Here is a 15,506-nt window from a genome sequence, read left to right on the forward strand (position 1 = left end):
TCTCGACATTCCCCTCTCCCGACCCTCTCCCCCGAGGGGGAGAGGGCGAGAAAGATGGATTACTCGCCAGCCGGCGTTTCGTTGTCGCCTTCGCTCGACTTCAGCGCCGAGGGAGCAACGATGGTGGCGATGGTGAAATCGCGGTCGGTGATCGCCGAGGTCGCGCCCTTGGGCAGCTTGACCGCAGAGATGTGGATCGAATCGCCGACATCGACGCCGGTGACGTCGATCTCGATCTCGTCGGGGATGTTGGTTGCGTCGCAGACCAGTTCCAGCTCGTGACGGACGATGTTGAGCACGCCGCCGCGCTTCAGGCCGGGCGAGGCTTCTTCGTTGACGAACACGACGGGCACGGCGACTTCAACGGTCGCGCCCTTGGCGATACGCAGGAAATCGACATGGATCGCGCGGTCGCTGACCGGGTGGAACGCCACGTCCTTGGGCAGGGTGACGATCGTCTTGCCATCGACTTCGATCTCAACGATCGAATTCATGAAATGGCCGGTGCCGAGCAGCTTGTTCAGCGCGCGTTCTTCGACATGGATCGTTTCCGGATCCTTCTTGTCGCCGTAAATGACGGCGGGTACACGGCCTTCGCGGCGGAGTGCACGGGAGGCTCCCTTGCCTGCCCGATCACGCAGCTGGGCCGACAGGGTAAGCGTATCGCTCATGGTCTGTCTCCAGATTACAGATGGTCAAAATATCCCCGGCCACGCCTCCAGGGATGACCATGGCGTCGGGGAAGCGGTGCCCTTAGGCGCGACTCTCCGGAAAAGCAAGCGTTTCAGGCTTATTGCACCCGCGTGATCGTGTAGCCTTTAGCCGCAAGCAGCGCCTGCACACTGTCATCGCCCGCGAGATGCGCCGCACCGACCGCCACGAAGGGCCTCGCCCCCAGGCTCAGAAGGTCCTCGATCTGCCCGGCCCAGTCGCGATTGCGCCGCACCAGAATGCGTTCGCGGATCTGCGGGCGTTGGAGCAGGCCGCGATTGGCGGCTTCGGCGAGCTTTTCGGGCTCCCCCCTGAGCCAGCTCGTCACCATGTCACGATAGGCTTTGGGGGCATTGTCGGCATCGGCGATCACGCTCTCGAGCATCGCGCGCTGGTCGGCTTCTTCCAACTCGTCGAAATAGGTGAACTGGCGGGCAGGGGTTTCCAGTCCGATCACCGGCTTGTCGCGGCGGCGATAGCGCGCGGCAAGCACGCGCTCGACTCCCTCTTCGCGGACCATTGCGAGATTGGCGGTGGCGGCGCCAGCGAGCGAAATCGCTGCCGCCCAGCTTTCCAGCGTCTCGAACCGCGCGGGCGACAGGCGGCTGACAGAGCGCAGAGCTTCACCCTTGTCGCGCAGATCGGGCGGCAGGCGGTCGGCGAGCGGCGGCTGGCCCGGGCTGTTGCCAAGCTGCTGGAACGTTCGCGTGATTTCGGCAGAGTCCTCGAGGCCGACGACCTCGAGCACCAGCCGGTCGGACCGGTCCATTGCCTGCTTCATCTTCGGGCTGATCCATTTGAGGTCGGATGGCAGAGCATGAATGCCGCCGAACAGCCAGGCCTCGCCGCCTTGCGGGCTCGTCACGTGCCAGAGCGCTGGCGTGCCTTTTTTCGGGCCGTCCCAGGCGGCCATTCCCATGTCGAGAAAGGGAAAACCGCTGCACGCCTGAATCAGCAGGAGCAGCGGCAGCATCAGCCAACGGGCGATCTTGGAATTCATGCGCGCCAAACTAGGCATCGGCCAGCGCAAAGGAAAGCCTAGCCGCCGAACGCGCTCTCTATTTCGCGGCGGATGCCCGGAACCAGTTCGGGATCGGTGGTCAGCACTGCCTCTTCCTCGTCGCAGATGGCCAGAAAAGCGCGGCGCTTGAAATCTGCCAGCAGGTGCGGCGGGAACGTCGTGCCTGCCGGCATGGCCGAGGCGATGATGTCGATCAATCGCTCTGCGCCGTGCAGCCGACCCCAGAGATAGTCGTTCTCGCGATAGGCGCGGCTGAAAAACGCGCCGAAGCTGTTGAACTGAATGCCCTTGAGCGTCGCTTCCGCACCGCCGTGGCGCAGCGACTGGCAATCATCGGGCGATATCCGGTCGACCTTGATCGGGTCGTACTCGTTCTGCCCTTCGCCCTGCAGCAGCGGGAGGGTGGCGATATCGTAGAACGGAAAGCCCAGATACGCGAGCAGCAGCGAACGACGACTCTCGCGCGGCAGCAGCGCGAGCGCACCGGCCAGCTGTTCGTCGACTATGGCATCGGCGCTGCGCAGGTCGCGGCGTTCGGCCAGTTCGGCGATCGCCATGCCGGGGTCATCGATGGCTCCTGCAGCAATGTCCGCGAAATTCTGGCCGAGATGGTCGGTCGTCTCGCGATCGAGATATTGTGCCAGACATGCGTAGAGCGTTTCGTGCATCGCAACCACGGCTTCAGGCGGAGCGCGCCCCGATTGCGCGATATCCTCGCCCAGCCGCCGCGCCAGGAAACGCAGGCGGCGGATGCGAAAGCCCAGATCCTGGGTACGGAAGAACAGGATCGCCTCGTCGCTTGCTCCGCCGCCCTTGCCCGAAAGCCGGTCCATGCCGCTGCGGTGCAGTTCGGTGCGGATCGCCTCGCGCAGCCGTTCGGCATAGAGCGCGCGCGGTCCGCGATGCGCACGGCGAAGCGTATCGACCATGTCCTCGATAATGGTGGCAAGCTTGAGCTGCGCGTACGAGGCATAGGCAAAGCCTGCCATATGTGCGGCACGGTCCTGCGCCTTGTTGCGCCATTTGGTCAGCCGCTGCGGTGTTGGACTGTCGAGAAACAGCGTGTAGCCGAACAGCTTTCCGACCGTCTCTTCCACCTCTGCGCGCAGGGCATCGGTAATGGCGCGCATCTGGCGCACGCGCGAGGAACGCCGCTCGATGCCTTCCAGATTGTCGCGGATCGGCTGTTCGCGCGGAATGTCCGAGATCGCGCCGAAGATGGTGGAGAAGAAGCCAGGCAGGCGCTGGCCCATCGCATCGCGTTCGCGCGACTGGTCCATGCCGCCGACGATATCGGGCTTGGGGTCGATATAGACAAAACGCCGGTCGATCTCGCGATGCGCGGGCCGGTTGCGCAGCGCGTCGATCGCCTGGGCAAACGGCGCGTTGGCCAGCACCGACCCATCGATCAGCACCGCGCTTTCTGCCTCGCCCTCGGCATATTGCTGCGGAAAGATCCGTTGCAGAAAGGCCTCGCGTCCAGGCCAGTGCCGCTCGCGCCGCGCCAGCATCCGATCCATCTCGGCGACGTTGAACGGCGGGAAGGCCCCCGGGAAGCTCGCGGTCGCGCGTGCGGCAAATACGAGTTCAGCCGGGTCCGCGAGCGAATCGTCGCGGCCGCGCAAGTATCGGAAGCCGATCGACAGGCGATGTTCGGTTTCGACCACCTCGGCGGGGCTGTTGAGCCGCAACCGTTCGAGATGCCCGCGAAAATCGGTGACCGTAACGAACAGGTCGAGCGGCTGACCCAGCGGCAGCAGGCGCCGACCTGCGGGCGTGGCCGCCATCGCCTCCATCGCTTCGTAGAGCAGCCCGGAAAAGCCGGTGCCGCTGAATGGCGGGGCGAACCAGCGTGCACGCACGAGGCGCGACAGCTTGGTCCGCACCTCCGCGCGCGCTTCCGGCGCAACACTGCGGTCGAGCGCGCCGCCGGGTCGCCGCAGCAGAAGCCAGACCAGCGGCTGCGCCCAGAACTTGGTGAAGCGGGAAAAGGGGCGCGCATCCGGGTCAAGAAGCTGATCGATATCGGCGCATTCCAGCCACATGCGGGTGAGCGGTTCGAGCGACTGGCCGCTGGTCAGCGCCTGCGCCAGAAACACGCCGTTGATGCCGCCAGCGCTCGCCCCGGCGATGATATCGGGCAGCAGGCGCAGCTTGACCTGGCTCTGTGCGGCAAAGGCCTCGAACAATTCGCGATAGACGCTCTGGCTGCCGCTCGCGGGAGGATCGCCGGCGTGGAAATTGCGGCTGGCACGGGTGGCACGCCAGATTTCCTTGGTGATACCATGCATGTAGACCGCGAGGCTGATGCCTCCATAGCAGACCAGGGCAATGCGGAGTTCCTTCTGACGCATGATGGCGGCGTGGACCTTCTCTTTCAGTCTCTTATGTCGGTACGTCGCCACGCTATCGATGTTACGCTGCTTGGCAAGAGCAAAGCAGGAATTGAGTTCCAGTTTTGTTCGCGCTATGCGGCGGCCATGGCAAAGCCTCGCAAAACCTATGTCTGTCAGGCCTGTGGCAGCGTCACCAACCGCTGGCAGGGCCAGTGTCCCGATTGCGGCGAGTGGAACACGCTGAGCGAGCAGGCTGCGCCGACCGCCTTTTCGGCGCGGCACGACCTGCAGACCGGCGGGCAGCGGATCCAGCTCGCCCGGCTCGATGCGGCGGTCGAGCTGCCGCCGCGCATCTCGACCGGCATCGCCGAGTTCGACCGCGCGCTGGGCGGCGGGCTGGTCGCGGGATCGGCGACGCTGATGGGCGGCGATCCCGGCATCGGCAAGTCGACCCTGCTGCTTCAGGCTTCGGCGAACATGGCGAGGGCAGGGCACGCCATCGTCTATATCAGCGGCGAGGAAGCGGCCGATCAGGTGCGGCTGCGTGGCATGCGACTGGGCCTGGCCGATGCGCCGATCGATCTCGCCTCGGCGACATCGGTGCGCGACATCCTGACCACGCTGCGGTCGATGGCCTCGCCGGTCATGCTGGTGATCGATTCGATCCAGACGATGCACAGCGACCTGATCGAAGGTGCGCCGGGCACGGTCAGCCAGGTGCGCGCCTCGGCGCAGGAGCTGATCCGCTATGCCAAGGATAGCGGCTGTGCGGTCATTCTGGTCGGCCATGTCACCAAGGACGGCAGCATCGCCGGACCGCGCGTGCTCGAGCATATGGTTGACACGGTAATGAGCTTCGAGGGCGAGCGCAGCCACCAGTATCGCATCCTGCGCTCGATCAAGAACCGTTTCGGCGCGACCGACGAGATCGGCGTGTTCGCGATGGAAGAGGCGGGGCTTTCCGAGGTCGGCAACCCGTCGAGCCTGTTCCTCAGCGACCGCGATGCGCAGATGCCGGGCACCTCGGTCTTCCCCGCGCTCGAGGGCACGCGGCCCGTGCTGGTCGAGATTCAGGCGCTGACCGTGCGGCTTTCGAGCGGGGCGACCCCGCGCCGTGCGGTGGTCGGCTGGGATTCCGGGCGGCTGGCGATGGTGCTTGCAGTGCTGGAGGCGCGCTGCGGGCTCAGCTTCTCGACGGCGGAAGTCTATCTCAACGTCGCGGGCGGCTATCGGCTGTCCGATCCCGCGGCCGACATGGCGGTGGCGGCCGCTCTTGTCTCCGCGCTGTCCGAGCGCCCGCTGGGCTCAGGTACGATCGTGTTCGGCGAACTCGCGCTGTCGGGCGAGCTGCGCCCGGTCGCGCATGCGGGCCTGCGGCTGCGCGAGGCGGCGAAGCTCGGTTTCGAAAAGGCGCTGGTGCCTGCGAGCGTGACGGCAAAGGCTTCGGGCGACACCGGCGGCATGCGGCTTTCTTCGTACGCCCGGCTGGCAAATCTCGTTGACCAACTGCTGGGCCGCAACTAGCGGTTCGCCCCATGACCGCATTCGATGTCCTCGTCCTCACGCTGCTCGCGGGCGGCGCGATTCTGGGTTTCCTGAACGGCTTCGTCTACGCAGCGATCTCGCTGATCGCCTGGGTGGCGGGTATCTTTGCGCTACGGCTGTTCCATGCTCCGGTGACGGCGTTGCTCAAGGAGCCGGTGGGCAATGATGCGGGCGCGGCGGCGTTGGCGCTGGTGGGCATTTATCTCGGCGTCTATCTGATCGGAAAGCTGATCGCGACCACGCTGCGCAGCCGCACGCGCAAATCGGTGCTGGGGCCGATCGACCGGGTGCTCGGCTTCGGCTTCGGCGCGGTGAAGGGGCTGATCCTGGCGACCCTGACCTATCTGCTGGTCACCATGCTGCACGGTATCGTCTGGCCGAACCAGGGCCAGCCCGAATGGATCACCGACAGCCGCACCTATCCGCTGCTCAACGCCAGCGGCACTGCCCTGGTCGACCTGTACGATTATCAACAGTCAGTCGGCGATGAGTAAACCGCCGCGCCGCCGGTGCCGCCATGGCTGAGGTGCTGTATACCCCAGCCATCCTCGCGCTCGCGGTGTCGCTGGCGGATCATCCGCTGACCGACGATCTGCCGCACCGTGCCGAGCTGCGCTCGAAAAGCTGCGGATCCGTGGTGAAGCTGGGGCTGGCGCTGGACGGGAAAGGGCAGGTCGAACGCTTCGGCGTGCAGGCGACCGCCTGCGCACTCGGCCAGGCATCGACCGCGATCCTCGCGGCGCATGTCGTGGGGCAGGGCCCGGACGCGCTGGTGGCGGCGCGTGACCATCTCGCCGCGTTTCTCGCGGGAGAACGCGGCGATCCCGGCGCATGGCCGGGGATTGAGCATCTCGCCAGCGCCTCGCCCTATCCGGCGCGGCACGGTTCGATTATGCTGCCCTGGCGCGCGGCGGTCGCAGCGCTCGATCTCTCGGCCCGAACGGACACCTGAACGCATGGAACATGGCGGCGATATCTTCCTCTCGGGCACGGTGCTGCTCGCCGCCGCGCTCGCCTTCGTGCTGCTGTTCCGCAGGCTCGGACTGGGTGCGGTGCTCGGTTATCTGGTCGGCGGGATCATCATAGGGCCGCAGGTACTGGGTCTGGTCGCGGACCCCGAACTGATCGTCGGTTTCGCCGAGATCGGCATTGTCTTGTTGCTGTTCCTGGTCGGGCTCGAACTCGCTCCGGCGCGCCTGTGGCAATTGAAGCGGGACATTTTCGGGCTGGGACTGTCGCAGGTGGTCGTTTGCGGCATCGTGCTTGCCGGTTTCGTTTACGTCGTCACCGGATCGACCTGGGGCGCGGCGCTCGGCCTCGGCCTGCCGCTCGCCCTGTCCTCGACCGCGCAGGTGCTGCCGCTGCTGCAATCGCAGGGGCGCCTGAACACGCCGACCGGCGAGCGCGCGTTTTCGATCCTGCTGTTCCAGGACCTGTCGATCGTCCCGCTGCTGACGATCATCGCTGCCTTGTCGCGTGCGCCGCAGACCGGGCCGCAGACGCCGGGATGGCTGCTCGCATTCTATGCCGTGGCGGCGATCGGCGGGCTGGTGATCGCCGGGCGCTATGGCCTTGCGCCGCTGCTCAAGCTGATCGGCAAGGTGGCCGAGCGCGAGCTGTTCATCGTCGCCGGATTGTTCGCGGTATTCGGCAGTGCCGCGCTGATGGATTCGATCGGGCTGTCTGCGGCCCTGGGCGCGTTCATCGCGGGCGTGATGCTGGCGGATTCGCCGTTTCGGCACGAACTGGAGGCGGATATCGACCCTTTCCGCTCGATTCTGCTCGGGCTGTTCTTCCTCGGCGTCGGCATGATGCTCGACATTCGCGTGATCATGTCGGACCCGATGTTCATCGTCGCGATGGCGCTGGCGCTTGTCGCGATCAAGGTCGGCATCATCTTCGGCATCGCCAAGGCTTTCGGAATGGAAAACCGCGCCGCCTTCGTGCTCGGGCTGCTGCTCAGCCAGGGCGGCGAGTTCGCGTTCGTGCTGTTTGCCGAAGCGCAGGCGGCGCTGCTGATCGAACCGGCCGCCGCAAGCCGCTTCGGCGCGATCGTCACGCTGTCGATGGCGACCACGCCGTTCCTGATGCTCACCACCCGGCTGTTCGGCGGGGTGCGCGGATCGGGCACCGAGGACATGGTCGATCCCGAACAGGCGCGCCAGTCCAACGCGATCGTCATCGGCCATGGCCGGTTCGGCCAGGCGGTTGCGCAGATATTTGCCGGGGCGAGCATTTCGGTGACGCTGATCGACATCAACCCCGACCAGATCCGTCTGAGCGGCGAATTCGGCCGCAAGGTCTTCTATGGCGATGGCACCCGCATCGACCTGCTGCGCCGGGCAGGGGCAGAGGGCGCAGGCGCGCTGCTGTTCTGCATGGACGACAAGAATTTCGGGCCCGACCAGATTGCGCCCATTGCGCATGCTTTTCCCGAGGCGAAGATCTTTGTTCGCGCCAACGATCGTCGCCAGCTTCTCTCGCTCAAGCTCGCCCCCATTGCCGCGGCCCAGCGAGAATTGTTCGAATCCTCGGTCAAGCTGGCGCATACCGCCTTGCTGCGCACCGGTATCGATCCGATCGTTGCCGACCGCGTGGTCGAAGAGTTCCGCAGGCGCGATTGCGAGCGGCTGGAGCTGCAGATGGAGGCCGGCAGCATCAGGGCGGGCATGCACCTGAGCTTCGGTGCGGCCGATTCCGAAGCTTTCGATCCGCAAGCCGATGCCGCAGGATGAACCGAGCAAGACCATGGACGAACGGCCTGCCTTTGCCTATGTACCGCGCTGATCGGATGAACAGACACCAGTGAAACTGCTTCTTGCCCTGCTTGCGCTATTGACCGGATTTTCGGTGACAGATGGCGTTCGCCTGGCCGATCCGGCCATGGCGGCAGGCAATGGGGTGGTTCGCGACTCGCAGATCCTCGCTGAGGATCGCCAGGTCGTGATGACTGCGGCAGTGCTGCTTGTCGTCACCCTGCTGCCGCTTGTCATCGCATTGCGTCCGAGCCAGCATCGCATGATCGCGCGCACCGTCCGCGTCGCGCCGCGCACCGTCCACCGTTCGGACCGGCTACTGCAATAATCTGGAATCCGGCGCGTCTCTGGATGCGTCTTCAGCCCTGATTGACCGGGGCCTGCCAGATTTGCGCGCCTGCGCCTGGCGTTCGACCATTTCTCATAAGTTTTTCAAGGAATTACCGCCATGCTCGGCGCCATTGCCAAATCGCTTTTCGGCTCTGCCAACGACCGTTACGTCAAGGGCCTGCTCAAGATCGTCGACAAGATCAACGCCTTCGAGCCGCAGATCTCGCCCATGTCCGACGAGGAACTGCGCGATCAGACGCTGAAGTTCCGCGCGCGCCTGGAAGCGGGCGAGACGCTCGACGACATCCTGCCCGAAGCCTTTGCCACCGTGCGCGAAGCCTCGATCCGCACATTGGGCATGCGCCATTTCGACGTGCAGATGGTCGGCGGTATCGTGCTCCATCGCGGCGAGATCGCCGAAATGCGCACCGGCGAGGGCAAGACGCTGGTCGCCACGCTAGCTTGTTACCTGAACGCGATCGAGCGCAAGGGCGTGCACGTCGTCACGGTGAACGACTATCTCGCCGCGCGCGATGCCGAATGGATGGGCCAGGTCTATCGTTTCCTTGGCCTCACTACCGGAGTGATCGTGCCCAATCTCAACGAGACGCAGCGGCGCGAGGCCTATGCCGCCGACATCACCTATGCGACAAACAACGAGCTGGGCTTCGATTATCTGCGCGACAACATGAAGCACGAGCGCAGCCAGATGGTGCAGCGTCCGTACAATTTCGCGGTGGTCGACGAGGTCGATTCGATCCTGATCGACGAGGCGCGCACCCCGCTGATCATCTCCGGCCCGACCGACGACAAGTCTGAGATGTACATCGCGGTCAACGCGATCGTGCTCAAGCTCGACGAGGCGGATTACGAGAAGGACGAGAAGTCGCGCTCGGTCATCCTCACCGAGGACGGAACCGAAAAGGCCGAGCGGCTGCTCGAAGAGGCGGGGCTGCTGACTGGCAGCAATCTCTATGATGTCGAGAACACCCAGATCGTCCACCATCTGGATCAGGCGCTCAAGGCGAATGTGATGTTCAAGCGCGACATCGACTATATCGTCAAGGACGACCAGATCGTCATCATCGACGAGTTTACCGGGCGCATGATGGATGGTCGCCGCTGGTCGAACGGCCTGCACCAGGCGGTCGAGGCCAAGGAAGGCGTGCAGATCAAGCCCGAGAACCAGACGCTAGCCTCGATCACCTTCCAGAACTATTTCCGCATGTACCCGAAGCTTTCGGGGATGACCGGTACGGCGGCGACCGAAGCGGCCGAATTCTTCGACATCTACAAGATGAACGTGGTCACCATCCCGACCAACAACCCGATCCGCCGCATCGACGAGGAGGACGAGTTCTACAAGAACACGACCGACAAGTTTCAGGCCATCGCCAAGGCGATTCGCGAGAAATACGAGACCGGCCAGCCGGTGCTGGTCGGCACGGTCTCGATCGAGAAGTCGGAAATGCTGTCCGAGTTCCTCAATCAGGAAGGCGTGAAGCACAGCGTGCTCAATGCGCGCTTCCACGAGCAGGAAGCGCATATCGTGGCGCAGGCGGGCCGCCTGGGCGCGGTGACCATTGCCACCAACATGGCGGGCCGCGGCACCGACATCCAGCTGGGTGGCAATGTCGAGTTCCGTATCGATGATGAACTGCGCGACATGCCCGAGGGGCCGGAGCGCGACGCCGCGATCGAACGGATCAAGGCCGAGGTTGCTGCCGAAAAGCAGCAGGTGCTCGATGCTGGCGGCCTGTTCGTGCTGGGCACCGAGCGGCACGAAAGCCGCCGCATCGACAACCAGTTGCGCGGCCGTTCGGGCCGTCAGGGCGACCCCGGCCTGTCGCGCTTCTATCTCTGCCTCGAGGACGATCTGCTGCGCATCTTTGGACCCGACACCCTGTTTTCGCGGATGATGAAGAACAACCTCGCCGATGGCGAGGCCATCGGTTCCAAATGGCTGTCCAAGGCGATCGAGACCGCGCAGAAGAAAGTCGAGGCGCGCAACTACGACATCCGCAAGCAGGTCGTCGAATATGATGACGTGATGAACGACCAGCGCAAGGTCATCTATGAACAGCGTGCAGAGATCATGGACGCAGACGCCGTCGATGATGTCGTGTCCGATATGCGCGCCGATACGGTCAACGCGATCGTCGGCGAAGCCTGCCCCCCGGGCACCTATCCCGAACAGTGGAACATCAGCCAGCTGAAGGCACGCGTCAGCGAGGTGTTTGGCCTTGAGCCGGATATCGATGCCTGGCTGCAGGAAGACGCGGTGGAGCCCGAGCTGATCGAACAACGCATTCGCGACATGGCCGAGTCGAAGGTCGAGGCCAAGGCGAGCGAGATCGAGACCGGCATGTGGCGTTCGATCGAGAAGTCGGTGCTGCTCCAGAGCCTCGACCATCACTGGAAGGAGCATCTCGCAACGCTCGATGCGCTGCGTCAGGTGGTGTTCCTGCGCGCCTATGCGCAGAAGACGCCCATCAACGAATACAAGAGCGAGGCATTCGGCCTGTTCGAACGCATGCTCGAGGTGATCCGCGAGGACGTGACCGGCACGATCATGAACCTGGAAATCCGCGAGCCGGAGGTTCCTGCTCTGCCCGAACTGCCCGATTTCCTGACGACCCATTTCGATCCGTTCACCGGCGAGGACAACAGCGCCGATATCGACGGCGGCACGCTGGGCACCGTCACTGCAACGCTGCCGCCGCGCCAGTCGCCGCTTCCTGATGCCCCGGTCGATCTGGTTGGCAGCGAGATCAGCCGCAATGCGCCGTGTCCCTGCGGTTCGGGCCGCAAGTACAAGCACTGTCACGGCAAGGCGGCGTAATCATCCATGTGGGGGCTGGCCGCCGGTTTCGCGCTGACGGCTCTGCTCTACGCATCCGTCGGCTTTGGCGGCGGCTCGACCTATAACGCGCTGCTGGTGCTCGCCGGGACCGATTACAAGCTGCTTCCGGCGATCGCTCTCGTGTGCAACCTGATCGTGGTCACCGGCGGGTCCATCCGCTTTGCGCGGGCGGGGCAGGTGCCGTGGAAGCCGCTTTGGCCGATCCTGCTGCTGTCTGCGCCCTGTGCCTGGGCGGGCGGGCGGCTGCCGGTGGACAAGCCGCTGTTCGTTGCGCTGCTCGGTTCGGCGCTGCTGATTGCGGGGCTGCTGATGCTGGTCCAGCGCGAGCCGGGGAAGGACGGGGCGCCGCGATCTCAGTTGAACTGGGTCAGCGTGCCGATCGGCATGGGTGTCGGCTTTTTCAGCGGTATTGTCGGCATTGGTGGCGGGATATTCCTCGCGCCTGTGCTGCACCTGCTGCGCTGGGCGAGCGCCCGCCAGATCGCGGCCAGCGCCAGCGTGTTCATCCTGGTCAACTCGCTCGCGGGGCTGGCCGGGCAAGCAATGAAAGCGGATGCGGCCGCGACGCCAACCGCGATCTCGGCCTATTGGCCTTTGTTCTTGGCTGTGCTTGTCGGCGGTCAGATTGGCAGCCATGCCGGGGTTCGGATCCTGCCCCAGAAGGCCATCCGTATCGCCACCGCCGCGCTCATCCTCTATGTGGCAGCGCAGTTGCTGTGGCAGCGTTTCGGCGGCTGATTGCATCATTTCTGCCAGATCAACAAAGACGAGCGATAACGGCAGAAACGCGGTATAGGCATGCCATGCCATGCCGGGTGTCGCCCCGCCAAGCGAAGCTGCGCGTCGGCAGGCTCGGCGCAACCAATAGTGGTCCTATCCGTTGCCACCGTTACGGATCGGCTCAGCCTGCCCCAAGGATCTATGTATCGAAACACGCCTCATCATGGCCTATGGCCTGATCGCCCTGATCGTCCTGTGCACGACCGCTGCAATCTTCCTCGCACGGTACAGATCGCACAAACAGGTCTATCGTCGGCAACGCCGCATCAGCAGGGACCGCGACAGGAAAAGGGACGAGGGTTGATTGCTCGCAGCCGGAGCACCTATCCGAACTTCAGGCTGGCGCATGCGCGCCATGACCGGCCCGCTTCAAAAAAGGCTGGCTCCCCGAGTAGGATTCGAACCTACGGCCAAGTGATTAACAGTCACCTACTCTACCGCTGAGCTATCGGGGAACGCTCTTTTGCCTTCCCGAAGCGCCGAAGCTCCCCGGGAGAAGCGCGCCTATAGCACCGGGTTTTTTGGTTTGGCAAGCGTCTGATTTGCTGTTCAGACGATAAATTGTTCCGCCGAAATCCGGTCGTCGAGGCTGTGGCCCGGATCGAACATCAGCGACAGGCGGCGGTTGGGGTCGATCGCGATCTGGATATCGCGGATATCGCGCACTTCGCGCTGATCCGCGACCGCGCTGACCGGGCGCTTGCCGGGTTCGAGCACGCGAAAGGTGATCTGGGCCGAATCGGGCAGCAGCGCCCCTTTCCAGCGACGCGGGCGGAACGGGCTGATCGGGGTCAGCGCCAGCATGCCGCAACCCAGCGGCAGGATCGGCCCGTTGGCGGACAGGTTATAGGCGGTCGAGCCCGCGGGAGTCGCCACCAGGACTCCGTCACACACCAGCTCGCTGATTCGCACCGCGTTGTTGACGCTGACTTCAAGCTTTGCGGTCTGGCGGGTTTCGCGCAGCAGCGAGACCTCGTTGATTGCGGGATAGGTGACGCGCTCGCCTGCCATCGTGGTGGCTGTCATCGACAGCGGCAGCACCTCGAAGCTCTGCGCCCGCTCGAGCCGATGCACGATGCTGTCGCCGCTGCGCCAAAGGTTCATCAGAAACCCGACGGTGCCGAGATTGAGCCCGTAAACCGGCACGATGCGGCCGCGCTCCAGCATCTGGTGCAGCGTCTGCAGCATGAAGCCGTCGCCGCCCATCACGACGACGATATCGGCCTGGTCCAGATCAGCCCAGTCGTGCGCCGCCTGCACCTCGCGCGCCGCCTTGCGCGCCCGTTCGGTGGGCGAGACGGCCAGCGCGATTTTGCGGTCAAGAACCGATTGGGGCATGTTCCACGCCTTGTTATGGGGTGACAGGGTCTTAACGGATCGGTGCTAATGCGCCAATCATTCTTGGGCGGTAAGCGCATCATGCCATGGCAGCGCGCAGCTATACCCGGCAGTCACGTGATTGGGGGCGGTTTCTGGACAGCGGCAAACTTGGCTACAGCCCGACATGGCGACTGACGGATGACAGCATCGCCGATCCGGCGCTGGTGCCCATGCTGGCCGACGCCGGTTTTACGGAGTGCCGGGACGGGGCCGTCGATCTGCTGGTCGCCGACTTGCGCGGCGCGGCCGAGGCGTCGGAACCGGCGTTGCCGCAGGGCCACCAGGGGCTGGCCTTGCTGATCTGCGACCTTGCCTGGGCCGAAGCCAATCCGTGCCTGCTCCCCGGGTGGAGCCACGCGCTCGTCGCCCCTTTCGCGCCTGCCGCAGTTCGATTGCAGCTGCGCATGCTTTATTCGCAATTGCAGGACCAGCAGTTGCACCTGCCAGAGATACACCAGCGCATTGCGAGTTTCGCGGTGGCAGGGGAAGGGGCCATGCACGCCATGCTGATCGGCTTGCGCCGCATGCCTGCGGTCAACGCCACATACGGCACCGCCATTGGCGACGCGGCTCTTGAAGCGATGGAGAAACGCCTGGAGCGCCAGGCGACAAGACTGGCAGGCGGTTCCGCGCTGACCTTGCGGCTTGCTGGTGGTGATTTCCTTGTTGCCTATAGCATGCCGGAAGAGCGCCTCGGCTGGCAGGTCATGGCCGAACGCATGCTGCGGACGGTGTCAGACCCCCTCGAGGTGGCAGGGCACCGCCTGCGCCTCACTGCGCGTGCAGCGCTGGCGCTGGCGCGCGAGGGCGAAACCCCGGTATCCTTGCTCGATCGTCTGTCAGCGGCGCTGGCCAACGCACGCGAAAGCGCCGCCGATCCTGTTCGCTGGGCCGACCGGCAGTCGGACCGCACCCCGCAAAGCGGTTACAGGCTGGAACAGGACATTGTCCAGGCAATCGAGCGCGACGAGATTTCAGTGCTTTTTCAGCCGCAATTTGCCGTGGAGACGGGCAGGCTCGTCGGGGCAGAGGCGCTGGCGCGGTGGCGCCATCCGCACCATGGCGAAATCGGCGCCGGCACCCTGTTCGCGCTCGCTGACAAGGCGGACTTTACTCGGGTCCTGTCACGGCACATCCGGTTGAAGGCGATGCAGCAGGCCGCGCAATGGACCGGACCGCTGGCGCCGCTGAGGCTGTCGCTCAATGTCACCGCCGAGGATCTTGGCGAGAAGGATTTCGCGAAGCGCGAACTGGCAATGCTGAGCGAGACGGGCTTCAGCCCCTGGCGACTGACCCTGGAAATGACCGAACAGGCTCTGGTGCCGGATCTGAAGCGGGCGTCGGCACGCTTCGGAACACTGCGTGAGGCCGGGGCACGGATTGCAGTCGACGATTTCGGGACCGGCTATTCCAGCTTGCTGTACCTGAAGCACCTTCCGCTCGACTATCTCAAGCTCGACCATGCGATGACACGCGATATCGGCGGCGCCGAGGCGGACAGGATCATCGTGCGCTCGATCATCGCGATGGCCAAGGCGCTTAACCTCAAGGTGATTGCCGAGGGCGTGGAGAGTGACGCGCAGCTTGCCGCGCTGCGAGACGAGGGGTGCGACTATTTCCAGGGCTTCCTGCGCGGCAAGGCGATGGAGGCGGAGCTGTTCGCGGAGTTTGCGATCTCAGCTCTCTCCCCTTCAGGGGAGAGATAGCGAGACTTGGCGGCTTGCCGCCTAGTCGCAGCAGAGAGGGGCGGGTGGCGCCAGCGTTGGCACATTGCCCCTCTCCCA

The 15,506-nt window shown here is 64.6% G+C and carries 12 protein-coding genes and 1 tRNA gene; 8 read left to right on the forward strand and 5 right to left on the reverse strand.

Translation table 11 applies throughout. From position 1 onward, the window contains the following. Window positions 1–59: 59 nt before the first annotated feature. The 3 genes from C7451_RS09980 to C7451_RS09990 form a co-directional block, all read right to left on the reverse strand. The gene (locus tag C7451_RS09980) at window positions 60–671 is read right to left on the reverse strand and encodes a 50S ribosomal protein L25/general stress protein Ctc (RefSeq protein WP_110298824.1); all 612 of its coding nucleotides are present in this window, start codon (window positions 669–671) and stop codon (window positions 60–62) included. A 119-nt stretch (window positions 672–790) separates the two neighbouring features. After that, complete coding sequence (locus tag C7451_RS09985; RefSeq protein WP_167398503.1) at window positions 791–1,711, reverse strand: TraB/GumN family protein; 921 nt, start codon at window positions 1,709–1,711, stop codon at window positions 791–793. A gap of 38 nt (window positions 1,712–1,749) precedes the next feature. Continuing rightward, on the reverse strand, window positions 1,750–4,086 hold the full coding sequence (locus tag C7451_RS09990) for a patatin-like protein (protein ID WP_110298826.1): 2,337 nt from the start codon (window positions 4,084–4,086) through the stop codon (window positions 1,750–1,752). 126 nt (window positions 4,087–4,212) lie between these two features. Between C7451_RS09990 and radA the strand changes: the two genes are divergently transcribed. The 7 genes from radA to C7451_RS10025 all read left to right on the forward strand — a co-directional run bounded on the left by radA (window position 4,213) and on the right by C7451_RS10025 (window position 12,300). Then, window positions 4,213–5,592 carry a DNA repair protein RadA gene (gene radA / locus C7451_RS09995; protein ID WP_110299013.1) on the forward strand — a complete coding sequence of 460 codons (1,380 nt, stop codon included), beginning with the start codon at window positions 4,213–4,215 and terminating at the stop codon, window positions 5,590–5,592. A gap of 11 nt (window positions 5,593–5,603) precedes the next feature. Beyond that, on the forward strand, window positions 5,604–6,107 hold the full coding sequence (locus tag C7451_RS10000) for a CvpA family protein (RefSeq protein WP_110298827.1): 504 nt from the start codon (window positions 5,604–5,606) through the stop codon (window positions 6,105–6,107). 23 nt (window positions 6,108–6,130) lie between these two features. After that, window positions 6,131–6,565, forward strand: a complete 435-nt coding sequence (locus C7451_RS10005) for an iron-sulfur cluster assembly scaffold protein (protein WP_110298828.1) — start codon at window positions 6,131–6,133, stop codon at window positions 6,563–6,565. Between the two features lie 4 nt (window positions 6,566–6,569). Then, window positions 6,570–8,348 (forward strand): monovalent cation:proton antiporter-2 (CPA2) family protein, encoded by a 1,779-nt coding sequence (locus C7451_RS10010; RefSeq protein ID WP_110298829.1) that lies wholly within the window; start codon window positions 6,570–6,572, stop codon window positions 8,346–8,348. A 70-nt stretch (window positions 8,349–8,418) separates the two neighbouring features. Continuing rightward, window positions 8,419–8,697, forward strand: a complete 279-nt coding sequence (locus C7451_RS10015) for a hypothetical protein (protein WP_110298830.1) — start codon at window positions 8,419–8,421, stop codon at window positions 8,695–8,697. 120 nt (window positions 8,698–8,817) lie between these two features. After that, a complete protein-coding gene (gene secA / locus C7451_RS10020) occupies window positions 8,818–11,541 on the forward strand; it encodes a preprotein translocase subunit SecA (protein WP_110298831.1) in 2,724 nt (907 codons plus the stop codon). A gap of 6 nt (window positions 11,542–11,547) precedes the next feature. Next, window positions 11,548–12,300 (forward strand): sulfite exporter TauE/SafE family protein, encoded by a 753-nt coding sequence (locus tag C7451_RS10025; RefSeq protein ID WP_110298832.1) that lies wholly within the window; start codon window positions 11,548–11,550, stop codon window positions 12,298–12,300. 422 nt (window positions 12,301–12,722) lie between these two features. Here C7451_RS10025 and C7451_RS10030 read toward each other — a convergent pair. Both C7451_RS10030 and C7451_RS10035 read right to left on the reverse strand, forming a co-directional pair. Next, window positions 12,723–12,797 (reverse strand) — tRNA-Asn (locus tag C7451_RS10030). Window positions 12,798–12,891: 94 nt separating this feature from the next. Beyond that, window positions 12,892–13,680, reverse strand: coding sequence for an NAD kinase (locus tag C7451_RS10035; RefSeq protein ID WP_110298833.1), 789 nt, complete (start codon window positions 13,678–13,680; stop codon window positions 12,892–12,894). Window positions 13,681–13,766: 86 nt separating this feature from the next. On the opposite strand from C7451_RS10035, the gene C7451_RS10040 reads away from it, so the two are divergent. Next, the gene (locus C7451_RS10040; protein WP_110298834.1) at window positions 13,767–15,428 is read left to right on the forward strand and encodes a GGDEF domain-containing phosphodiesterase; all 1,662 of its coding nucleotides are present in this window, start codon (window positions 13,767–13,769) and stop codon (window positions 15,426–15,428) included. Window positions 15,429–15,506 lie beyond the last annotated feature (78 nt).

The organism is Blastomonas natatoria (genome assembly GCF_003201955.1).
GTDB lineage: Bacteria > Pseudomonadota > Alphaproteobacteria > Sphingomonadales > Sphingomonadaceae > Blastomonas > Blastomonas natatoria.